Source organism: Streptomyces sp. NPDC037421 (assembly GCF_055602105.1).
In genome coordinates, this window is record NZ_JBVJWV010000008.1 from 178,802 (window position 1) to 200,061 (window position 21,260).

Consider the following 21,260-nt stretch of genomic DNA (forward strand, 5'->3'; position numbering starts at 1 on the left):
GGCGCGGGTTGCGCCGATGCGGCGGCGCGGGGATGAACGGTGGATGAACCCGGCACGGCGGAGGGGCAGTTCGGACGGGGGGTCCGGTTGTGTGAGAGGCCGGGCGCCACGAATGGCGCCCCTGCCGAAGTTCCAGCCAAGGGGCCGATAACCTTACGTGTCCACTCTGGGCAGGGATCAACCGCGCAGCACGGACAAATGACGCACGCACTCATGCGAAAGGCCTGGCCCATGGGTATTCGGAGCTTGTTGCGCAAGGTGTTCGGACGGACTGCGGATCCGGTCCCCGAGACGTCGGACACCCCTTCGGCGGCCCTCCCGAGCCAGGCCGAACGAACCCCCCTGGACGCGGCCGCCGAACTGGTGGCGGCGTCCTTCGACAACCCCACGGTCCCGCCGCAGTCCGCGCCGCGCGACCGCGAGCCGGGCACGCTGCTCACGGCCGCCCCGGCCCCGGCGGCGGACCCCACGGTCCCGGAAGCCCGCCGTCCTTCGACTCCGGCGGCCGCGGAGGGTGCGGGCGGTCCCGCGACCCCCGAAGAGCCCCAGCCCCCGGCCACCGTGCCGGCACAGTCGGCCGCCGAGGCCGCCCCTGAGGCCGTGGCCGAGCCGGCCGCCGCCGAGGACACCGCGCCGCAGGCACAGGCCGAGCCGGAACCCGCCGCAGAGGCGGAGCCCGAGGCCCAGGCGGCTCCCGCAGCCGCCGAAGAGACCCTGCCGCAGGCGCAGGCCGAGCCCGCCGCGGAGGCGGAGCCCGAGAACCCGGCCGAGGCCCCCGCCCCGCAGGCGCAGACGGACACCGCCGCCGAGACGGAGCCGGACGCCGAGCCGGCCGACGCCACGGCCTCCGAGGCGGAGCCCGCCGCCGAGACGGAGCCGGAAGCCGAGGCCGCGCCGCAGGCCGAGGCCACCGCCGTCCAGGCGGAGCCGGAGGCCGAGGCCACCGCCGCCCAGACGGAGCCGGAGGCCGAGGCCGCGCCGGAAGCCGAGGCCGCCGCCCACGCCGCGCCGGAAGCCGAGGTCGCCGCCGCCGAGGCGGAGCCGCAGGCCGAGGTGGACGCCGCCGAGGCGGAGCCCGCCGTTGCCGCGCCGGAGGCCGAAGCCGAGCCCGAAGCCGCCGCAGAGGCGGAGCCCGAGGCCCGGGGAGCCGCCGAGGACACCGCGCCGCAGCCGGAGGCCGAGCCGGCCGAGCCCTCGGCCGTGGCCGAGCCCTCGGCCGTGGCCGAGCCCGAGCCCGTCGCCGCCGAAGCGTCGCCGCAGGCGGACCCGGCGGACCCGGCGGAGCCCGAGGACACCGCGCCGCAGGCGCAGCACGAGCCCGCCGCCGAGCCGGAGGCCGAGCCCGTCGTCGCCCGGGCCGAGCCGGAGCCGGAGGCCCGGGCCGCCGGGACGGAGCCCGGGGGCGGAGCCCTCGTGACCCCCGAAGCGTCGCCGCAGGCGGACCCGGCGGACGGGCCCGCCATCGCCGCGGCAGCGGTCCGGCGGCGGGCCGCCGGGGTCGCCGGGGCGTACAAGGCCGCCGGGCAGGTGCTGCGGGCCAAGGGGAAGGCCGGGGCCCGCGCGAAGGTGTACCTCGTACTGGACCGGTCCGGCTCCATGCGCGGCTTCTACAAGGACGGCAGCGCCCAGCACCTCGCCGACCACGCCCTCGCCCTGGCCGCGCACCTGGACGAGGAGGCCACCGTCCACACGGTGTTCTTCTCCACCGAGCTCGACGGCACCGCCGAGCTGACCCTCGACGCGCACGACGCGACCTGGGTCGAGGCCCGCCACGCCGAGCTCGGCCGGATGGGCCGCACCAGCTACCACGTGGCCGTCGAGGCGGTCGTCGAGCGCTACCAGAAGGACGGCGGCACGGGCCCGGCCCTGGTCGTGTTCCAGACGGACGGCGCCCCCGACAACCGCCAGCCGGCCCGCCAGGCCATCACCGACGCGGCGGCCGCCGCCCCCGGCATCCACTGGCAGTTCGTCGCGTTCGGCGACCACGACGCCAAGGCCTTCGACTTCCTGCGCAAGCTGGACGCCGAGAACGCCGGCTTCTTCCACGCCGGCCCGGCCCCCACGGAGCTGACCTCCGCCGCCCTCCTCAAGGGCATCCTCGACCGGTTCTGACCCCCGGCAGGAACGCGGAAGGGCCCGGGATCACCGATCCCGGGCCCTTCCTCATGACCGGCCGGCCATGCAGCGGCAGCGTTAGCGCGCGGCGTCCGGGTGGACGGCCTCCGCGACCGGCTTGGCGTCGGCCGCCTTCGCGTCCGCGGCCTTCGTCTCGACCGGCTTGCGCAGGGCGATGTTCAGCTCGCGCAGGCGGGACTCCTCCAGCACCGTCGGCGCGCCCATCATCAGGTCCTGGGCGTTGCCGTTCAGCGGGAAGGCGATGGTCTCGCGGATGTTCGGCTCGTCGGCCAGCAGCATCACGATGCGGTCCACACCCGGGGCGATGCCACCGTGCGGCGGGGCGCCGAGGCGGAAGGCGCGCAGCATGCCGGCGAACTCGCGCTCGACGGTCTCGGCCTCGTAACCGGCGATCTCGAAGGCCTTCAGCATGACCTCGGGCTCGTGGTTGCGGATGGCGCCGGAGGACAGCTCGATGCCGTTGCAGACGATGTCGTACTGCCAGGCCAGGATGTCGAGCGGGTCCTTCTCCTCCAGGTCCTTCATGCCGCCCTGCGGCATCGAGAAGGGGTTGTGGGAGAAGTCGATCTTGCCGGTCTCCTCGTCCTTCTCGTACATCGGGAAGTCGACGATCCAGCAGAAGCGGAAGACGTTCTCCTCGAACTGGCCCGCGCGCTTGGCGGCCTCGACCCGGACCGGGCCCATGATCTTGGAGACCTCGTCGAACTCGCCCGCGCCGAAGAACACCGCGTGCCCGGCCGCCAGGCCCAGACGCTCGGTGAGGACCTTGACGTTCTCCTCGGTGAGGAACTTGGCGATCGGGCCGGTCAGCGAGCCGTCCTCGCCGACGCGGACCCACGCCAGGCCCTTGGCGCCCAGCGAGATCGCGTACTCGCCGAGGCCGTCGAAGAACTTGCGCGGCTGCGCGGCGGTGTCCGGGACGGCCAGCGCACGCACGTGCTTGCCGGCGAACGCCTTGAACTCCGAGCCCTCGAACACGTCGGTGATGTCGACGAGCTCCAGCTTGGCGCGCAGGTCGGGCTTGTCGTTGCCGTACTTCAGCATCGACTCGCGGAACGGGATCCGCGGGAACGGCGAGGTGACCGGGCGGCCGCCGCCGAACTCGGTGAAGAGCTCGGTCATCAGCTTCTCGATCGGCTGGAAGACGTCCTCCTGCTCGACGAAGGACATCTCCACGTCGAGCTGGTAGAACTCGCCCGGCGAGCGGTCCGCGCGGGCGTCCTCGTCGCGGAAGCAGGGCGCGATCTGGAAGTACCGGTCGAAGCCGGAGATCATCAGCAGCTGCTTGAACTGCTGCGGGGCCTGCGGCAGCGCGTAGAACTTGCCCGGGTTGAGACGGGACGGCACGACGAAGTCACGGGCGCCCTCGGGGGAGGTCGCGGTGAGGATCGGGGTCGCCATCTCGTTGAAGCCGAGCGCCACCATCTTCGAGCGGATGGAGGCGATGACCGCCGAGCGCAGCATGATGTTGCGGTGCATGCGCTCGCGGCGCAGGTCGAGGAAGCGGTACTCCAGGCGGCGCTCCTCGTTCACACCGTCGTCGGTGTTGATCGTGAAGGGCAGCGGGGCGGCCGCGCCGAGCACCTCGACCTCGGCGGCCTCGATCTCGACCTCACCCGTCGGCAGGTCGGGGTTCACGTTCTCGGTGCCGCGGGAGACGACCTTGCCGTCGATCCGGACGACCGTCTCCTTGGACAGCTTGTCCAGGACGTCGGCGGCCGCGGTGCCGGGGCGGGCGACGAGCTGCGTGATGCCGTAGTGGTCGCGCAGATCGATGAAGAGGATGCCGCCCAGGTCTCGACGATTGTGCAGCCAGCCGCTCAGCCGGACGTCGGTGCCGACGTCAGAGGCACGGAGCTCGCCGCACGTGTGGGACCTGTACCGATGCATCAGTCATCCAGTTCTACGCGATACCAGGGTGGATTCAACCGTCCCAAGGTTACCGTCCGGGCGGGGCACCGCGCGGGCGCGCCCGGGCAGGCTCCCGAACAGGCAGGCCGACGGGATGACCTGTAAAGATGACCGGGTGCGCACCGAGGACGTCCTGGCCGCCATCGCGACCGGCCTGTGGCGATGGGACAACGCCTCCGGGACGGTCACCCTCGACAGCGAGGCCGCCCGGCTGCTCGGGCTGCCCGCCGAGCCCGTCGTCCTGCCCGAGGTCGCGGTTCGCTCGCGCTTCCACCCGGTCGACTGGAACGAGATCAACGGCATCGTCAACCTCGCCGTCGCCGAAGGCACCCTCGCCGAGGCCCGGCTGCGGATCATGGACGAGGACGGGCGCGTGCTGCGCACCGTACGCAGCCGCTCCAAACCCCTGGAGAACCGGACGGCCGACGGCCGCGTCGACTACGAGCTGATCGGCACCATCCAGGAGATCGCCGAGCCGCAGCCCGGCACCACCGCCTTCCACACCCCGATCACCGGCGACTGGCGGCGCTCCCGCGAGGCCTTCCTGCTCGATGCCGGACGGGCGCTCGCCGAGGCCCGGTCCACGGCCGAGGTGCTGCGGGTGGCCGCCTCGCTGTCCATGCCGGGCTTCAGCCCCGACGGGCTGGCGGTCTTCGGGGTGGCGGGCGAGAAGCTGTCGGTCATCGGCCACCACGGGCACGCCCCCGGCGACGAGGCCCCCTTCACGGACATGGTCCTGGACACCGCCTACCCGGCCGCGGAGGTCGTCCGCACCGGCCGGGCGATCTACCTGCCCACACCGGAGGAGTACGAGCGGCGCTTCCCGGTCACCTGGCCGCTGGCCAAGCCCTTCGGCCGGGTCTCCTGGGCCTTCCTGCCGCTGATCGTGGCCGGGCGGACCATGGGGGCCTGGATGGCCGCCTTCAGGCAGCCGGTGACCTTCTCGCCCGACGAGCGGTCCGTGCTGACGACGGTCGCCCGGATGCTGGCCCAGGCCCTCCAGCGGGCCGGAGTCGCCGAGTCGGAACGGGAGCTGACCACCGGACTCCAGCGGTCGATGATGCCGCAGCTCGGGCCCGAGATCCCCGGCATGACCCTCGCCGCGCGCTACGTCCCCACCGGCGGCGGGCTCCAGGTCGGCGGCGACTGGTACGACATGATCCCGCTGCCGTCGGGACGGTTCGCGCTGGTCATCGGCGACGTCCAGGGGCACGACGTACGGGCCGCCGGGCTGATGGGACAGCTGCGGATCGCCGTACGGGCGTACGCGTCCGAGGGCCACCGGCCCGACGCGGTGCTCTCCCGGGCCTCCCGCTTCCTCGCCGGGCTCTGCTCCTCCCAGGAGGAGGAAGCGGAGGCGGGGGCGGGCGGACGCGGCCCCGGCGGCGAGTCCGACTACCTCAGCCCCCGCTTCGCGACCTGCCTGTACGTGGAGTGCGACCCGGAGACCGGCACGCTGGAGGTGGCCCGCGCGGGGCACCCCGACCCGGCGATCCGGATGACGGACGGCACCGTCCTGATGCGGCCCACGGCCGGCGGACTGCCGCTCGGGATCGTCCCCGACACCGACTATCCGACGACCCGGTTCACCCTGGAGCCCGGCGAGACGATGATGCTGTGCACCGACGGGCTCATCGAGACCGGCGGGCACGACCTCGACACCGGCTGGGCCCGGCTGCGGGCGATCCTGGAGGCCGACGCCGAGACGTACGGGCCCGGCGCGGACGGCGGCACGGACGCCGCCGCCGGACTCACCGCCGGGCACCTGGAACGCCTCGCCGACCTGCTGGTCCAGGCCGTGCACGGGCCCTCCTCGCACCACACCACCGGCCCGCTCGCCGACCGCCGCGAGGACGACATAGCCGTGGTGCTGCTCTGCCGCGAGGGCGCCGGCTGCGGCTGCGGGACCGGCCCGCTGCACCCGGCCCGGCCCGCCCGGCGCACGATGCTGACCGTGGCCCAGGCCGAACCGGAGCGGATCGCGGGCGCCCGCCGCCAGATCCGGGAGCTGCTGCACGACTGGGCGGACCCGGAGCAGGTGGACTCGGCGGAGCTGATGGTCTCCGAGATGGTGACCAACGTGCTGGTGCACACCGACGGGGACGCGCTGCTGGTCGCGGAGGCGGCCGGCGAGCTGGGCACCCGCCGGCTGCGCGTGGAGGTCGCCGACGGCAGCGACGAGCCGCCGCACAAGCGGCACCCGGGCGAGATGGCCTCCAGCGGGCGCGGGGTGCTGCTGATGGAGATGCTCGCCGACACCTGGGGCGTGGACCCCAGGGGCGCGGGCAAGTCGATCTGGTTCGAGCTGTACGAGCGCTCCAAGCCCGCCGACGAGACCGGGTACGAGGTCGCGGAGGACGAGTAGGGGCCCGGCTCCCCCGGGAGCCGAAAGGGGGACACGCACTGCCGGCGTGTGGCCGACACCCCGCCGGCCGCCCGGCGGGGGGCTGCCGTGCTTACGAGTGCTGCTCCGCCGAGACGGTGCGCTCCCGGGCGGTGGTGGGGATCCGGCCCAGCCGGCCCGCCTGGAAGTCGTCGAAGGCCTGCTGGAGCTCGTGCCGGGTGTTCATGACGAACGGCCCGTAGTGCGCCATCGGCTCGCGGATCGGCCGGCCGCCGAGCAGCACGATCTCCAGGTCCGGGGTGTGGGAGTCCTGCGACTCGTCCGCGCGCACCGTGAGGGAGCCGCCCTCGCCGAAGACGACCGTCTGCCCGGTGTGGACCGGCCTGCGGTCGGTGCCCACCGTTCCGCGCCCGGCCAGTACGTACGCGAGGGCGTTGAAGTCCTCGCGCCACGGCAGGGTGATCTGCGCGCCCGGGGTGACGGTCGCGTGGATCATCGTGATCGGGGTGTGGGTGATGCCCGGGCCCTCGTGCCCGCCCAGCTCACCGGCGATGACGCGGAGCAGCGCGCCGCCGTCGGGGGTGGTGAGCAGCTTGACCTTGCCGCCGCCGATGTCCTGGTAGCGCGGGGGCATCATCTTGTCGGAGGCCGGGAGGTTCACCCACAGCTGGAGGCCGTGGAAGAGCCCGCCGCTGACGACCAGGTGCTCCGGCGGGGCCTCGATGTGCAGGAGGCCCGAACCGGCGGTCATCCACTGGGTGTCGCCGTCGTTGATGACTCCGCCGCCGCCGTTGCTGTCCTGGTGGACGAAGGTCCCGTCGATCAGGTAGGTGACGGTCTCGAAGCCGCGGTGGGGGTGCCACGGGGTGCCCTTCGGCTCGCCCGGCGCGTACTCCACCTCGCCCATCTGGTCCATCATGATGAACGGGTCGAGGTACTGGTAGTCGATGCCGGCGAACGCCCGGCGCACCGGGAAGCCCTCGCCCTCGAATCCCCCCGGAGCCGTGGTCACGGCGAGCACCTTGCGGGCGGCGGCCGTCTGGGGCTCGGCCACGCGCGGAAGGGCCAACGGGTTCTCAACAGTCACTGCGGGCATGGTCAGGACCTCCTTCTGCGTCGAGTTTAGTTGAAACTCGAACTTTCTGCCACACCGCACGGAACAGCGCACCCGTCCGGGGCATTCCCGGGCGGGCGCGTGCGGCTCCGCGGGGCGGTGGGCGGGCGATTCCGGCCGCTTTCCGCCCCGGACCGTGCTTTTTGCCCGCACCTGACAACCAGGGGCCGCGGTGCGCGGTCTTCCGGGTCATGGACACCAGCACCCCCCCGACCGACCCCGACCGCGACACCGAGCCCGCCCCCGCGCGGCGGTGGAGCACGCCGGCGTGGCTGCGCGTGCTCGGACCGGCCGTGGCGATGACGGCGCTGATGACCGGCGCCGGGTACGCCGTGTACCGCTGGGCGGCCACCGGCCTGCCGATGGAGCCCCTGCCCGGCTCGCCCTGGCCCTACCTCGGCGCGTGGGCGGTGCTGACGTTCCTCGCCGGCCTGCTGCTCCAGTGGGCGACGTCCGGGATCGACTACGACGGCCGCTGGGGCCTGATCGGCTTCCCCTTCTTCGCCGGGATCCGCATCTGCCTGGCCTACCGCCCCGACCCCGCGCTGCTGTACGCGTACGGGCTGGCGGCCCTGGCGGTGGCCGCCGCGGGCGTCGCCCTGTGGCGCCGGCGCCGGGCGGCCTGACCCGAAGGGGGCTGGGCGGGGGACTCCCCCGTGGATCCCCCGCCGCTCCCGATGGTGCGCGAGGGCGGCCGCTCCGGCGATCCTTTCGGCGGTGGCCGAAACCTCGGGGCGGCCCGCACGGTCCTCAGCCGCCGCCCCGCAGCAGTTCCACGCCCAGGCCCTTCGCCGAGTGGGCGGCTGCGCTCCCGAGGCCGACGGGAGTCGAACAGGTCCTCGGCCGTGAAGCGCACCCCCGGCAACGCCCGCCCACCCCCGGCGCCGGAACCGCTACGGGACCACGACGGGTCAGCCGTACATGCGGCGCATGGCGAAGTCGACCATCTGCTCGACGGCCTTCGCGTCGAACACCATCCGGTGGTCGCCCTCCATGTCGAGGACGAAGCCGTACCCGGTCGGCAGCAGGTCGATCACCTCGGCGCCGGTGATCACGAAGTACTTGGACTCCTTGCCGGCGTACCGGCGGAGCTCCTTGAGCGTGGTGAACATCGGGATGACCGGCTGCTGCGTGTTGTGCAGGGCCAGGAACCCCGGGGTGTCACCGCGCGGGCAGTAGACCTTCGACGTCGCGAAGATCTGCTGGAAGTCCTCGGCGGACAGCGACCCGGTGGTGAAGGCCCGGACCGCGTCGGCGAGCGACGGCGGCGAGGGCTCGGGGTAGAGCGGCTGCTCGCCGTACCCGCCGGCCATCTGCTGCGGGGCGGCGTACTGCTGCTGCCCTGCGCTCACGTTCTGGTCGTAGCCGTACATGGACCGAAGCCTACCGAGCGGGCCCCGCCCCCAGGCACCCTCCAGCCGATCCCACTTGACGCTGGTCACAGTGGTCAATCAAGGGTTGATTCTTATTACTGGTGGGTAGCATCATGACGTTACCGATTGGTATGTACGAGGAACCTGTCTCCCCGAGCCTTAACGGAGCCGTCGCCATGGGGCACTACAAGTCGAATCTCCGCGACATCGAGTTCAACCTCTTCGAGGTGCTCGGCCGCGACAAGCTGTACGGCACCGGCCCGTTCGGTGAGATGGACACCGAGACCGCCAAGAGCATCCTGTCCGAGATCGCCCGCCTCGCGGAGAACGAGCTCGCGGAATCCTTCGCGGACGCCGACCGCAACCCGCCGGTCTTCGACCCGGCCACCAACACCGCCCCGGTCCCGGCCTCCTTCAAGAAGAGCTACGAGGCCTTCATGGACTCGGAGTACTGGCGCCTGGGCCTGCCCGAGGAGATCGGCGGCACCACCTCGCCCCGCTCGCTCATCTGGGCGTACGCGGAGCTGCTCCTCGGCTCCAACCCGGCCATCTGGATGTACTCCTCCGGCCCGGCCTTCGCCGGCGTCCTCCACGAGGAGGGCAACGAGGCCCAGAAGCGCATCGCGCAGATCGCCGTCGAGAAGCGCTGGGGCTCCACCATGGTCCTCACCGAGCCGGACGCCGGCTCGGACGTGGGCGCCGGCCGCACCAAGGCGATCCAGCAGGCGGACGGCTCCTGGCACATCGAGGGCGTGAAGCGCTTCATCACCTCCGGTGAGCACGACATGGAGGAGAACATCCTCCACTACGTCCTCGCCCGCCCCGAGGGCCACGGCCCGGGCACCAAGGGCCTGTCGCTCTTCCTCGTCCCGAAGTTCCACTTCGACTGGGAGACCGGCGAGCTGGGCGAGCGCAACGGCGTCTACGCCACCAACGTCGAGCACAAGATGGGCCTCAAGGCCTCCAACACGTGCGAGATGACCTTCGGCGACCAGCACCCCGCCAAGGGCTGGCTGATCGGCGACAAGCACGACGGCATCCGCCAGATGTTCATGATCATCGAGTTCGCCCGCATGATGGTCGGCACGAAGGCCATCGCGACGCTCTCGACGGGCTACCTGAACGCCCTGGAGTACGCCAAGGAGCGCGTGCAGGGCCCCGACCTCGCGAACTTCATGGACAAGTCCGCGCCCAAGGTCACCATCACGCACCACCCCGACGTGCGCCGCTCGCTGATGACGCAGAAGGCCTACGCCGAGGGCATGCGCGCGCTGGTCCTCTACACCGCGTCCGTCCAGGACGAGATCGCCGTCAAGCAGGCCGCCGGCGAGGACGCCTCCGCCCAGATCGGCCTCAACGACCTGCTCCTGCCGATCGTCAAGGGCTACGGCTCGGAGAAGTCCTACGAGCAGCTCGCCCAGTCCCTGCAGACCTTCGGCGGCTCCGGCTACCTGCAGGAGTACCCGATCGAGCAGTACATCCGCGACGCCAAGATCGACACCCTCTACGAGGGCACCACGGCCATCCAGGGCCAGGACTTCTTCTTCCGGAAGATCGTCCGCGACCAGGGCGCCTCGCTGAACATCCTCTCCGAGACGATCAAGAAGTTCCTCGCCGAGGGCCCCGGCGGCGAGGACCTCGCCCCCGCCCGCGACGCCCTCGCGAAGGCCGCCGTGGACCTGGAGGCCATCGTCGGCCAGATGATCGTCGACCTCACCGCCACCGGCGAGGACGTCAAGAACATCTACAAGGTCGGCCAGAACACCACCCGCCTGCTGATGGCCTCCGGTGACGTCGTCGTCGGATACCTGCTGCTCAAGGGCGCGGCCGTGGCCGCCGAGAAGCTGGAGGGCGCCTCCGCGAAGGACGTCGCCTTCTACACCGGCAAGATCGCCGCCGCGAAGTTCTTCGCCGGCCAGGTCCTGCCGGGCGTCTCGGTCCAGCGCGCGCTGGCCGAGGCCGTCGACAACTCCCTCATGGACCTCGACGAGGCCGCCTTCTAAGGCACCGCCCGCCTCGCCGACCAAGAACGTACGCGGTGTACGTACGCACAGTGGCCGGACCCTCCCTGTCGGGGGTCCGGCCACTGCTGTCGGGCCGTTTCGGCCGTTGTCGGTGGTTCGTGGCACGCTCGTAGACATGAGTCCACAGGAGCAGCACGGCAGCAGGGGGTATTCCGTCCCCACGGGGCGCCCGTACGCCCTCAAGGAGCTCCAGGCCAACGTGGGCGCGCTCGGCGACCGGATCAAGGACCTCTACGACGGCGCCCACCCCGCCGAGTACGACCCCGTGGCCGACGCCCTGTACGTGGCCTTCCAGACGGCAGCGGGCCTGGCCCCGGCCAAGAGCTACACCGGCTGCCCCGAGCACCCCAACGGCGCCCTCGACCCCGAGGCGCCCGAGGGCTGGGGCCGCTGCCTCATCTGCAACGACCGGCGCCGCCTCGGCCGGCGCCTCCAGGGCGGCCGGCCCGCGGGCCCCGCCCCCGCGGGCGAGCAGCGGCGCCTCGGGTACCCCGTCCCCGAGCCCCCGTACACCCTCGACGTCCTGCGCCACTGCCTGCGCGTGATCGACGAGCAGCGTTTCCACCTCACGCTCGGCTCCGCCGACCAGGACTTCGTGCGCATCGCGGACGACCTCCACCGGGCCTTCATCGTGGCCCGGGAGCTGTCGCGGCCGCGCAACGCGTCGGGATGCTCCGAGCACCCCGGCGCGCCGATCGACCCCGATGCCCCTCCGGGTGAGGCCTGTATCTTCTGCGCCGGACGCAAGAGACGCGCGCAGCGCCCGCCGCAGACCCCCGAGATGCTCCCGCGCATCCGCCGGGGCGAGCGCAGACAACTGCAGCGCAGATTCGAGCGCCCGCCGGGCTGAGAACGACGGGACCGCGGGGCAAACCCCCCGCGGTCCTCGACCTTTCGGCTATCCGCCGCAGTCCGGCATTGGCGAACACGACCGTCGTTAAGGTGAACCACATGAGCTCTCCCGCCCGCTTCGACCGCGGCCACACCGACGATCTGATGACCTACCTGACGGCCAGTCCGTCGCCGTACCACGCAGTGGCGAACGCGGCGGAGCGGCTGGAGAAGGCGGGCTTCAGGCAGTTGTCGGAATCGGACGCCTGGGACTCGGGCACGGGAGGCAGGTTCGTCCTGCGCGGCGGCGCGCTCATCGCCTGGTACGTGCCCGAGGGCGCGGCCGCGCACACCCCCTTCCGGATCATCGGCGCCCACACCGACTCCCCCAACCTGCGGGTCAAGCCCGTACCGGACACGGGCTCGCAGGGCTGGCGCCAGGTCGCGGTGGAGATCTACGGCGGGACCCTGCTCAACACCTGGCTGGACCGCGACCTCGGCCTCGCGGGGCGGCTGACCCTGCGCGACGGCACCGAGCGCCTGGTGAACGTGGACCGCGCCCTGCTGCGCGTCCCGCAGCTCGCCGTGCACCTGGACCGGTCGGTCAACACGGACGGCCTCAAGCTCGACAAGCAGCGGCACATGCAGCCGATCTGGGGCCTGGGCGAGGCCCGCGAGGGCGACCTGATCGCCTTCCTGGAGGAGGAAGAGGGCCTGCCGCAGGGCTCGGTGGCCGGCTGGGACCTGATGGTCCACTCGATCGAGCCGCCCGCCTACCTGGGCCGCGACCGCGAGCTGCTGGCCGGCCCGCGCATGGACAACCTGCTGTCGGTGCACGCCGGTGTCGCGGCCCTCGCCGCGGTCTCCGCCTCCGAGGGCCTGGACCACATCCCGGTGCTGGCGGCCTTCGACCACGAGGAGAACGGCTCCCAGTCGGACACCGGCGCCGACGGCCCCCTGCTGGGCAACGTGCTGGAACGTTCAGTCTTCTCGCGCGGCGGCACGTACGAGGACAAGGCCCGCGCCTTCGCCGGCACCATCTGCCTCTCCTCGGACACCGGGCACGCGGTCCACCCCAACTACGCCGAGCGGCACGACCCCTCGCACCACCCGCGCGCCAACGGCGGACCCATCCTGAAGGTCAACGTCAACCAGCGCTACGCCACCGACGGCAGCGGCCGCGCGGTGTTCGCCGCGGCCTGCGAGCGGGCCGGGGTGCCGTGGCAGACCTTCGTCTCCAACAACTCCATGCCGTGCGGCACGACGATCGGCCCGATCACCGCCGCCCGCCACGGGATCCAGACGGTGGACATCGGCGTGGCGATCCTGTCGATGCACTCGGCCCGCGAACTCTGCGGCTCCGACGACCCGTTCCTCCTCGCGAACGCCCTGCTGGCGTTCCTGGAGGGCTGATCTCCCGCAGCAGCGGGGCGAGTTGAGGACGAGGCCCTGTCCGCGCGCAGCGGGCAGGGCCTTCACAACTCCACAACCAACTGAGTAATGTACTTGGTTATGGACTTGATGATTGTCAAGCACGCAGTGGAAGCCGATGACGGCATCAAGCGACTTTCCATGGCCTTCATCAAGAAGCACGCCGCACCCAATCGCACACGGCTGAGCCCCGAACTCTGCGGAGACATCAACAGGGAGCTGGACAAACTGGGACTCATCACGCTCCCGAAGCGACTCCCCACCTCCGAGAACGAGTTCGTCTTCGTCATCGAGAAGGACGGTCCGCTCGGCCACGTCGTCGCCGTCGCCGCTTCCATCGCCGCCCTCGATCACGTCGGGGCCAACCCGCTGCCCCAGATTTTCGAGAACTATCCGCAGGCCAAGGCCCAGTTGGGCCTATAGAGCCCACCCCTAACCAAATAACTTCCGCGACAATAGGGCGACTTGAACCATAGGCTGCGCGCACGCCCAAGCGTCACGGAGGCAACCACTGATGTCCCAGCACACGCCCCGGTCACTCACCGTCACCTGGGGGCCGGAGCAGATCCTGGTGTCCAACACCGGGCAGGACCTGCCGGTACCGCCCGCCGACGACGTCGCGCGGAAGGTCGTCGAGGCGGGCCGCGCCAACCCGTCGACCCTGCTGACGGAGGACGCCTGGTCGGCCGTGGGGCGCGCCGCGATCGACGCGGAGGGGGTCGCCGTACAGCTGCGCCCCACCCGGCAGGACCCCGGCGGGGTCCTGATGGTGGAGAACGTCGAGGGCGCGACCCTGCGTTCGCTCGTCACCCGGGTCTACCTGAGCGAGCTGCTCCCCGGCATCCAGCCGCGCACCGGGATGGAGGCCACCGAGATCCCGGACCCCCAGGTCCAGGGGATCACCGAGGACGGGCGCCCCTGCGCGACGGTCCGGTACCGCTTCAAGGACCTCTCCCACCTGCGCGAACACGTATGGCAGACGATCAACGGCACCCTGTCGCTGAACAACTACGTCGGCTCGATCCTCGCCCGGACGATCACCCGCAACCTGATCGTCCACCCGGTCGAGATCTCCTTCGAGGACGGCACGGAGTCCTTCCACACCCTGGCCGTACGCGACGGCATCACCCGGCTCGCCAGTGCCTGGGCCGTCCTCGCCGGCCCCGGCGCCGAGAGCGACGAGGTCGCCGACCTGGTCGTGAACGCGCTGTTCGGCAAGGCGGAGACCCCCGTCCCGCCCGGCGTCCCGACCGGCCGCCACCTGGCGTCGGTCCGGGAGAAGTGGCGCGGCTCCCTGCGCGAGGAGTACGCACAGGCCGTCGGCGTCCTCGAACCGGGTCCCCGCGCCGCCCAGATCGGGCAGACCTTCGTCGCGCCCACTCAGATCGCGGTCGGCATCGAGGGCCACCCGGGGCACCTGCTCGCCCCCGAGGACATCTTCGACGACGCCATCAGGAGCGTACTGGCCAGCGTCCACGTCGAGTTCAAGGCGTGGGACGACGCCGCCCAGAACGTCGAGGTCATCACCCGGGCCCTCAAGCGGGTCATCCAGCTCGGCGACTCGCTGATCCCGCAGGACGACCTCCAGGCCGTCTACGGCCTCGCCGTCGGCCGCACCCCCTCGTCCGACCTGCCCCGGCTCTTCCCCGGCTCGACGCCCCCGCCCGGCACCGCGCTGTGGCGGGCCGTCTACGTCGTCCACGCCCTCACCCGGCCCGAGCTGCTCGAACGCCTCAAGGACCAGGCCAAGGCCATCAAGGGCGGCAAGCGCATGGGGCTCAAGGGCTTCGGCGAACTCCTCGGCCCGATCATCGACCTGCCGTGGCGCAGCTACAAGAAGCTCGTGACCAAGCAGGCCCGGAACGCCTGGAACAACGGCGGTGTCCTCACCTCGGACGTCATCGGCGAATGGGACCCCGTCCCCACCGACGACTTCACCACCCTGGTGGCGCCCGCGCTGGCCGGCGACACCAACGCACGCTGCACCCTGGCCGTGGCCGGCGGTGTCGCGCTCATCGCCGACAAGCTGCTGACCCGCAACGTCGGCTCCGCGCTCAACGCGGCCAAGGAGAAGGGCGGTGTGCCCTTCCGGGCCGACGTCAGCCTGATCGTCGAAGGGCTCTCCCGGCAGGACAACGAGCTGGGCCTGTGGACCCTCGCCCTGGTGGCGAACGGCTTCCGGAGCGACGCCCTGCCGGAGAACGCGGTCACCATGCGCACCCTGACCCGCAAGGAGAAGCCCGAGGGCGAGGGCGGCAGCCCGTACATCCACTTCGGGGTGGACCTGGACGGCGACCACAAGGTCGCCCGGGACGCCGACGGCGTGCCCGAGCTCCTGTACCAGTGGGACGTCGTCTACGCGGCGGACCCCGAGCGGGCCCGGAAGAACACCGCGCCCCCGGCCGACCCCGCGCCCGCCCTGCCGCTGCCGCTGCCGGAGCCGCGTACCGGAGAGGCCGACGACCGGCCCGGGGCGGCCGCCACGGCCCCCGGCGCCGTGGACACCCGCCCGGCGAGCCGGCGCGCCGCCGATCACCGTACGGTGCTGCGCCAGAGCGTCACCGCGGCCCGGGACGCCATGGACCTGCTGCACCAGCTCGAACCGGAGGTGGCCGGGCACACCCCGATCGTCCCCCTGGCCGTCCTCGACGAGCTCCACATGCAGCTGATCGGCCTGCAGACGGACATCGAGAACCTCCGCCGGAGGATCACGCCGGCGGAGGACCCGGAGACGGAGGAGGAGCCGGCCGACCAGCTCGGGTAACGCCCGCTAGGCGCCCTGGCCGCCCTGGTCCTGCGCGGGGTCCATCCCCGCGAGGACCAGCGGCAGGCGGCCGGTCCCGTCGGCGGACACCTTCACCGGGACGCCCCAGTCCTGCTGGTGGACGTGGCAGGCCGGGTACTCGTTGGCCGGGTCGTCGTCGCAGGACGCGGCCATCGCCGAGACGTGCAGCACCCCTTCGGTGACGTCGGGGTGCAGCACCAGGTCCCGGAACAGGTCCGTCCCGGCGCCCTCGCCCTCCGCCAGCAACTCCGGCGGGGTCGAGGAGACCAGCAGCCGGGTGGACGGCCCGTAGCGGGTGTCCAGCTTCTGGCCGGCCGGGGCCTGGAAGACCACGTCCAGGCGGAGCGTGCCGGGGGCCACCTCGGTGGCCGCCCGCTGGGTGCGGTGGGCGACCGCGTCCACGCGTACGGCCTCCTCCGGGAGCCGCAGCCGGGTCAGCCGGTGCCGGGCGGACTCCACCACCACGATGTCCTCGCCGGCCAGCACGGCGGCGCTGGGCTCGCGCAGATCGGTGGCGAGGGTGGACACCTGCCCGGTGGCGGGGTCGAACCGCCTCAGGGCGTGGTTGTACGTGTCGCAGACCGCGACCGAGCCGTCGGGCAGCGCGGTCACCCCCAGCGGGTGCTGGAGCAGCGCCTGGGCGGCGTCGCCGTCGCGGTGCCCGAAGTCGAACAGCCCGGTTCCGACGGCGGACCGCACGACGTACCCGCCCTCCCCTTCGCGCTCCACGTACCGCAGGGCGCTGGTCTCGGAGTCGGCGATCCACAGCCGGTCCCCGGCGGCCGCGAGCCCGGACGGCTGCGCGAACCAGGCCTCGGCGGCGGGCCCGTCGACGAGCCCCTCGTTCGTCGTCCCGGCGGCGACCCCGACGGTCCCCGCCTCCGGGTCCCAGGTCCACAGCTGGTGCACGCCGGCCATGGCGATCCACACCCTGCCCTGCCACCAGGCCACGTCCCACGGCGAGGACAGGTCCACCTCCAGCGCCGGCCCGGAGGTCGGGGACCCCTGCCACCACTGCCGCCCGGTCCCGGCGACGGTCTCCACGGCTCCCGTCTCCGGGTCGAACACCCGCAGCGCGTGGTTGACGGTGTCGGCCACCACGACCCGCCCGTCGGGCAGCAGCGCGAGCCCCTGCGGCTCGCTGAAGGCGTCCGGCCCGAAGCCGCGTTCGCCGCTGCCGACACGGCGTACGACGGTCTCCCCGTCGGCGGCCAGCTCCACGAGCTGGTGCCGCGTCGAGTCGGACACCAGCAGGTTCCCGGAGGGCAGCACGAGCGCCTTGCCGGGGAAGCGCAGGTCGGTGGCGACGGGCTCGGGCGCCACGTAGGGCCCGTCCCCGCGCCGCAGGGTGCCCTTGGCCTCGTGCTCGGCCTCCAGCTCCTCCACGAGCCGCGCGATGGCGTGCGCGTGCCCCTCACCGGCGTGCTGCGCGACGACGTACCCCTCGGGGTCGATCACCACGAGCGTCGGCCAGGCCCGCACGGCGTACTGCTTCCACGTCGCGAGCTCGGGGTCGTCGAGCACGGGGTGGTGCACCTCGTACCGCTCGACGGCGTCGACGACGGCGGCGTGCTCGGCCTCGTGGACGAACTTCGGCGAGTGCACCCCGATGATCACCACGGTGTCCCGGTGCTTCTCCTCCAGCTCCCGCAGCTCGTCGAGGACGTGCAGGCAGTTGATGCAGCAGAACGTCCAGAAATCCACAACAACGCACTTACCTCGCAGGTCAGCGAGGGTGAGCTCTTTGCCGCCGGTGTTGAGCCAGCCGCCCTTGCCGATCAGCTCGGGGGCACGGACACGGGCACGCTTGCGGGGTGCGGGCGCAGGGGTGGGCGCCGGGGCAGCATCGTTCATCCTTCAAGCTTGCCATCCGGGTGTGAACACCGGGTCACACGATCGGGGACTCAGGTCCCGGCGGTGAACGCGCGGAGCGAGGCCGTCAGGGCGTCCACGAAGGCGTCCCGGACCGGCTCCGGGAGGAGGTCCAGGGACAGGTACGGGTTCAGGTCCTCCAGTTCGACCAGCAGCAGCTCCCCCGACGGGGCGCGACAGGCGTCCACGCGCTGGACGCCGTGGTCGAGGGTGTTCCAGTCGATGAAGCGGCGGGCGAAGGCCAGGTCCTCGGCGGTCGGCTCGTACGGGGTGAGGTCCCAGCGGCGGGCGGGGTCCGGGGCGTGGAGGGCGTACTGGAAGGCGTCGTCGACGAAGTAGAAGGACACCTCGTACGCGAAGTCGATCCGCGGCTGGATCAGGATCTCCCCCGCCGGGCCGGACGGGGTGGAGGTGAAGGCGAGGCCCATGGAGTCGGCGCCCTGCTTGGGCTTGACCGCGTACGTGTCGACGGGCGGCAGCAGGTGCAGGTCGGCCGGGTCGTCCACGGTCGGGATCACCGGGTACCCGGCGGCCGTGAGGTCGAGGAGGTACTGCTTGCCGGCCATGTCGGCGCGGCCGGTGAGCGGGTTGTAGACGGGGGTCCCGGTGGCGAGGGCGGCGGCGCGGAAGTCGTCGTAGGCCCGCTGGTAGCCCAGGACCGGGCCGCTGTTGCGCACGACGACGGCGTCGAAGCCAGCCATGAGGGCCTGCGCGTCCAGCGGGTGGCACAGGGCCAGGTCGAAGTGCTCGCGCAGGCGGGCGGTGAGGAATATGTCCTCGTCGCAGTAGCGGCGGCCGCGCGCGGGGTAGGCGAGGTCGGTCACGTACAGCAGGCGGGTGCTGGGCTTCGTGGGCATGGGGCAAAGCTATCCCGGGCAACGATCAGCGCATGAAATACCTCGTTCGGGACAAACTGCTGGCCATCGGGGACGACTACTGGATCGAGGACGAGGACGGCCGGCACGCCTTCCTCGTCGACGGGAAGGCGCTGCGCTTCCGCGACACCCTTGAACTGGAGGATCCGCAGGGGCGGGTGCTGCTGACGCTGCGGGAGAAGCTCTTCACCCTGCGGGACGCGATGACCCTGGAGCGGGACGGGGTCCGGCTGGCGGTGGTCCGGCGCAAGCGGCTCTCGCTGCTGCGCAACCACTTCCGCGTGACCATGGCGGAGGGCACGGAGCTGGACGTCAGCGGGCGGATCCTGGACCGCGAGTTCAAGGTCGAGTACGAGGGCGAGCTGCTCGCGCTCGTCTCCCGCCAGTGGTACCGGATCCGCGAGACGTACGCCGTCGACGTGGTCCGGGAGGACGCGGACGCGGCGCTGCTGGTGGCGCTCGCCGTCTGCGTGATCAGAATGGCCGAAAAGGAGCGGGAGGAAGGGAGCTCCGGGGGGTGAGCCCGGAGCCCCCCGGAGCCCCCCGGAGCCCCGGGGCTAGGGGTGGCGGCCCAGGGTGCGGTCCTTCAGGGCCGGGAACTGCTCCCGGGTCTCGGCGACCTTCGCCGGGTCCAGGTCCACCGTCAGGACGGCCTCGCCCGGGCCCGCCTCCGCGAGCACCTCGCCCCAGGGGTCCACCACCAGGCTGTGCCCGGACTGTTCGACGCCCGCGTGCGTACCGGCCGTCGCGCAGGCCAGTACGTACGCCTGGTCCTCCACCGCCCGCGCCCGGTTCAGCAGGGTCCAGTGCTCGCGCCGCCGGGCCGGCCAGCCCGCGGCGACGACCATCGTGGTGGCGCCCGCGTCGACGAGCCCGCGGAACAGCTCGGGGAAGCGCAGGTCGTAGCAGGTGGCGAGGCCGAGGGTCTGCTCCGGCAGGGTCACCGTGGTCAGGGAGTCGCCGGCGGACATCAGCACCGCCTCGCCCTGGTCGAAGCCGAAGCGGTGGATCTTGCGGTAGGTCGCGGCGAGCTCGCCGGACGGGGAGAGCACGAGGGCGGTGTTGTAGAGCGAGCCGTCGCCGGCGCGCTCCACGACCGAGCCGGCGTGCAGCCAGACCCCGGCGTCGCCCGCCGCCTTGGACATGGCCGCGAAGGTCGGGCCGTCCAGCGGTTCGGCCTCCGTCTCGAACTGCTCATAGGCGAAGGCGCCCACCGTCCACAGTTCGGGCAGCACGACGAGATCGGAGCCGCTCTGCTCCCTGACGAGTTCGGCGGCCCGCTGCCGCCGGGAAGCCACCGACTCCCCTTCGTTCACCGCGATTTGGATCAGCGAGGCGCGCACACTACCACCGTCCTGGCATGTCAGCCGGTCAACTCAAGGCCTACGATCGTCACACGAAAGCGCTGTCGGGGTGCTCATCGGCAGCGTAGTTTTGGGAATAGTCCACAACGCGCCACTGAACAGCCAGCGAGGGGTCCCGTTGACCGTCCATCCCAGCCTTGAGCCCTATGCCGACGCGTGGACGCACTCCATCGAGGCGATAACCGAGCTGGTCCTCCCCCTCCCGGAGGGCCAGTGGAACCTGCCCACGCCCTGCCCCGGGTGGTCCGTGCGCGACATCGTGTCGCACCTCATCGGCCTTGAGCTGGAACAGCTCGGCGACCCGCGGCCGATCCACACCCTGCCGCGCGACCTGCGGCACGTGGTGGACGAGTTCACCCGGTACATGGAGGTGCCGGTTGACGTACGCCGCCACCACACCGCCCCGGAGATGACCTCGGAGCTGGAGTACACGGTCATCCGCCGTCAGCGCCAGCTGCGCAACGAGAAGCGGGATCCGGCCACCACGATGGTGCGCGGGCCCCAGGGCAACCAGATCACGCTGGAGTTCGCGCTGCGGCTGCGCGCCTTCGACACCTGGATCCACGAGCAGGACCTGCGGGCGGCGCTGGGCGTTCCGGGGAACTGGGACTCGCCGGGCGCGTTCGTGGCGCGGGACATCCTCCTCGCCGGGCTGCCGAAGGTGGTCGCGAAGGGCGCGGGCGCGCCGCCGAACTCGGTGGTGGTCATCGACGTGCACGGGCCGGTGGAGTTCCTGCGGACGGTACGGGTGGACGCGGCGGGCCGGGCCACCCTCGACAAGACCCCCTCGCTGGGCCCGGACGTGTCGCTGGCCATGGACTGGGAGACGTACGTACGGCTCGCCGCGGGCCGGGTCCGGCCGCGCACGGTCGCGGACCGGGTGAAGGTGGAGGGCGACACCGGGCTGGCCGCCGCCATCCTCGGGGCGTTCGCCGTGACCCCGTAGAACCGCCGCCCGCGCCTGGGCGTCCCCCTGTTCACGCGCGAACGCGCGGTGCCCGAGGGGAGCCCGGCGGCGCGGATCCGGCAGCGCCGTCTGGAGCGGTGCCGGGCCGACCTGGCCGACCCCGGGCTGCTCGCCCGGCCGGTGCACGCGGTGGCGGGGCGGTGGGGGTTCACCCATCCGTCGGTGTTCAGCCGGGCGTTCCGCGACGCGTACGGGGTGAGTCCCACCGAGTACCGGCAGGAGGCGGTGCGGGA

Annotated in this window: 16 protein-coding genes and 1 pseudogene; 11 read left to right on the forward strand and 6 right to left on the reverse strand. The window is 72.2% G+C overall.

Features of this window, described 5'->3' with window-relative positions:
* The first annotated feature begins 231 nt into the window (after positions 1-231).
* Positions 232-2,112, forward strand: a complete 1,881-nt coding sequence (locus ACZ7IF_RS15160) for a VWA domain-containing protein (protein ID WP_470969986.1) — start codon at positions 232-234, stop codon at positions 2,110-2,112.
* Between the two features lie 81 nt (positions 2,113-2,193).
* On the opposite strand, the gene aspS is transcribed toward ACZ7IF_RS15160, so the two are convergent.
* The gene (gene aspS / locus ACZ7IF_RS15165; protein WP_470969991.1) at positions 2,194-4,026 is read right to left on the reverse strand and encodes an aspartate--tRNA ligase; all 1,833 of its coding nucleotides are present in this window, start codon (positions 4,024-4,026) and stop codon (positions 2,194-2,196) included.
* Between the two features lie 136 nt (positions 4,027-4,162).
* On the opposite strand from aspS, the gene ACZ7IF_RS15170 reads away from it, so the two are divergent.
* Positions 4,163-6,412 carry a SpoIIE family protein phosphatase gene (locus ACZ7IF_RS15170; RefSeq protein WP_470970426.1) on the forward strand — a complete coding sequence of 750 codons (2,250 nt, stop codon included), beginning with the start codon at positions 4,163-4,165 and terminating at the stop codon, positions 6,410-6,412.
* Positions 6,413-6,503: 91 nt separating this feature from the next.
* On the opposite strand, the gene ACZ7IF_RS15175 is transcribed toward ACZ7IF_RS15170, so the two are convergent.
* Positions 6,504-7,487: a pirin family protein gene (locus ACZ7IF_RS15175; protein WP_470969995.1), complete on the reverse strand. Its 984-nt coding sequence runs from the start codon at positions 7,485-7,487 to the stop codon at positions 6,504-6,506.
* A gap of 209 nt (positions 7,488-7,696) precedes the next feature.
* Between ACZ7IF_RS15175 and ACZ7IF_RS15180 the strand changes: the two genes are divergently transcribed.
* Positions 7,697-8,131: a hypothetical protein gene (locus ACZ7IF_RS15180; RefSeq protein ID WP_470969998.1), complete on the forward strand. Its 435-nt coding sequence runs from the start codon at positions 7,697-7,699 to the stop codon at positions 8,129-8,131.
* Positions 8,132-8,416: 285 nt separating this feature from the next.
* Here the strand turns inward: ACZ7IF_RS15180 and ACZ7IF_RS15185 are convergent, their stop codons facing one another.
* Entirely contained in the window at positions 8,417-8,878 is a 462-nt protein-coding gene (locus ACZ7IF_RS15185; RefSeq protein ID WP_007265129.1) for an SseB family protein, read from the reverse strand.
* 176 nt (positions 8,879-9,054) lie between these two features.
* On the opposite strand from ACZ7IF_RS15185, the gene ACZ7IF_RS15190 reads away from it, so the two are divergent.
* The 5 genes from ACZ7IF_RS15190 to ACZ7IF_RS15210 all read left to right on the forward strand — a co-directional run bounded on the left by ACZ7IF_RS15190 (position 9,055) and on the right by ACZ7IF_RS15210 (position 15,928).
* A complete protein-coding gene (locus ACZ7IF_RS15190; RefSeq protein ID WP_470970003.1) occupies positions 9,055-10,881 on the forward strand; it encodes an acyl-CoA dehydrogenase in 1,827 nt (608 codons plus the stop codon).
* A 136-nt stretch (positions 10,882-11,017) separates the two neighbouring features.
* The gene (locus tag ACZ7IF_RS15195; RefSeq protein ID WP_470970007.1) at positions 11,018-11,752 is read left to right on the forward strand and encodes a hypothetical protein; all 735 of its coding nucleotides are present in this window, start codon (positions 11,018-11,020) and stop codon (positions 11,750-11,752) included.
* Positions 11,753-11,853: 101 nt separating this feature from the next.
* Entirely contained in the window at positions 11,854-13,146 is a 1,293-nt protein-coding gene (locus ACZ7IF_RS15200; protein WP_405979838.1) for a M18 family aminopeptidase, read from the forward strand.
* Positions 13,147-13,245: 99 nt separating this feature from the next.
* Positions 13,246-13,587 carry a hypothetical protein gene (locus ACZ7IF_RS15205; RefSeq protein WP_470970010.1) on the forward strand — a complete coding sequence of 114 codons (342 nt, stop codon included), beginning with the start codon at positions 13,246-13,248 and terminating at the stop codon, positions 13,585-13,587.
* Positions 13,588-13,678: 91 nt separating this feature from the next.
* Positions 13,679-15,928 carry a hypothetical protein gene (locus ACZ7IF_RS15210; protein ID WP_470970013.1) on the forward strand — a complete coding sequence of 750 codons (2,250 nt, stop codon included), beginning with the start codon at positions 13,679-13,681 and terminating at the stop codon, positions 15,926-15,928.
* A gap of 6 nt (positions 15,929-15,934) precedes the next feature.
* Here ACZ7IF_RS15210 and ACZ7IF_RS15215 read toward each other — a convergent pair whose 3' ends face one another.
* Positions 15,935-17,803, reverse strand: a complete 1,869-nt coding sequence (locus ACZ7IF_RS15215; RefSeq protein WP_470970016.1) for an NHL domain-containing thioredoxin family protein — start codon at positions 17,801-17,803, stop codon at positions 15,935-15,937.
* Positions 17,804-17,853: 50 nt separating this feature from the next.
* Complete coding sequence (locus ACZ7IF_RS15220; RefSeq protein WP_470970019.1) at positions 17,854-18,678, reverse strand: ATP-grasp domain-containing protein; 825 nt, start codon at positions 18,676-18,678, stop codon at positions 17,854-17,856.
* 32 nt (positions 18,679-18,710) lie between these two features.
* Here ACZ7IF_RS15220 and ACZ7IF_RS15225 point away from each other — a divergent pair, with 32 nt between their 5' ends.
* Positions 18,711-19,217 (forward strand): LURP-one-related/scramblase family protein, encoded by a 507-nt coding sequence (locus ACZ7IF_RS15225; protein WP_470970022.1) that lies wholly within the window; start codon positions 18,711-18,713, stop codon positions 19,215-19,217.
* A gap of 36 nt (positions 19,218-19,253) precedes the next feature.
* Here the strand turns inward: ACZ7IF_RS15225 and ACZ7IF_RS15230 are convergent, their stop codons facing one another.
* Positions 19,254-20,039 (reverse strand): carbon-nitrogen family hydrolase, encoded by a 786-nt coding sequence (locus ACZ7IF_RS15230; protein WP_470970025.1) that lies wholly within the window; start codon positions 20,037-20,039, stop codon positions 19,254-19,256.
* Positions 20,040-20,178: 139 nt separating this feature from the next.
* On the opposite strand from ACZ7IF_RS15230, the gene ACZ7IF_RS15235 reads away from it, so the two are divergent.
* Entirely contained in the window at positions 20,179-21,006 is an 828-nt protein-coding gene (locus ACZ7IF_RS15235) for a maleylpyruvate isomerase family mycothiol-dependent enzyme (RefSeq protein WP_470970028.1), read from the forward strand.
* A gap of 48 nt (positions 21,007-21,054) precedes the next feature.
* A pseudogene (locus ACZ7IF_RS15240) lies at positions 21,055-21,234 on the forward strand (helix-turn-helix domain-containing protein); the annotation flags it as partial.
* Between the last annotated feature and the right edge of the window lie 26 nt (positions 21,235-21,260).

Bases quoted from the DNA above. Each gene is read 5' to 3' on its own strand.
- ACZ7IF_RS15200 (WP_405979838.1), top strand. From the start codon at position 11,854: ATGAGCTCTCCCGCCCGCTTCGACCGCGGCCACACCGACGATCTGATG.
- ACZ7IF_RS15185 (WP_007265129.1), bottom strand. From the start codon at position 8,878: ATGTACGGCTACGACCAGAACGTGAGCGCAGGGCAGCAGCAGTACGCC.
- ACZ7IF_RS15160 (WP_470969986.1), top strand. From the start codon at position 232: ATGGGTATTCGGAGCTTGTTGCGCAAGGTGTTCGGACGGACTGCGGAT.
- aspS (WP_470969991.1), bottom strand. From the start codon at position 4,026: ATGCATCGGTACAGGTCCCACACGTGCGGCGAGCTCCGTGCCTCTGAC.
- ACZ7IF_RS15210 (WP_470970013.1), top strand. From the start codon at position 13,679: ATGTCCCAGCACACGCCCCGGTCACTCACCGTCACCTGGGGGCCGGAG.
- ACZ7IF_RS15180 (WP_470969998.1), top strand. From the start codon at position 7,697: ATGGACACCAGCACCCCCCCGACCGACCCCGACCGCGACACCGAGCCC.
- ACZ7IF_RS15175 (WP_470969995.1), bottom strand. From the start codon at position 7,487: ATGCCCGCAGTGACTGTTGAGAACCCGTTGGCCCTTCCGCGCGTGGCC.
- ACZ7IF_RS15225 (WP_470970022.1), top strand. From the start codon at position 18,711: ATGAAATACCTCGTTCGGGACAAACTGCTGGCCATCGGGGACGACTAC.
- ACZ7IF_RS15215 (WP_470970016.1), bottom strand. From the start codon at position 17,803: ATGAACGATGCTGCCCCGGCGCCCACCCCTGCGCCCGCACCCCGCAAG.
- ACZ7IF_RS15195 (WP_470970007.1), top strand. From the start codon at position 11,018: ATGAGTCCACAGGAGCAGCACGGCAGCAGGGGGTATTCCGTCCCCACG.
- ACZ7IF_RS15190 (WP_470970003.1), top strand. From the start codon at position 9,055: ATGGGGCACTACAAGTCGAATCTCCGCGACATCGAGTTCAACCTCTTC.
- ACZ7IF_RS15205 (WP_470970010.1), top strand. From the start codon at position 13,246: ATGGACTTGATGATTGTCAAGCACGCAGTGGAAGCCGATGACGGCATC.
- ACZ7IF_RS15220 (WP_470970019.1), bottom strand. From the start codon at position 18,678: ATGCCCACGAAGCCCAGCACCCGCCTGCTGTACGTGACCGACCTCGCC.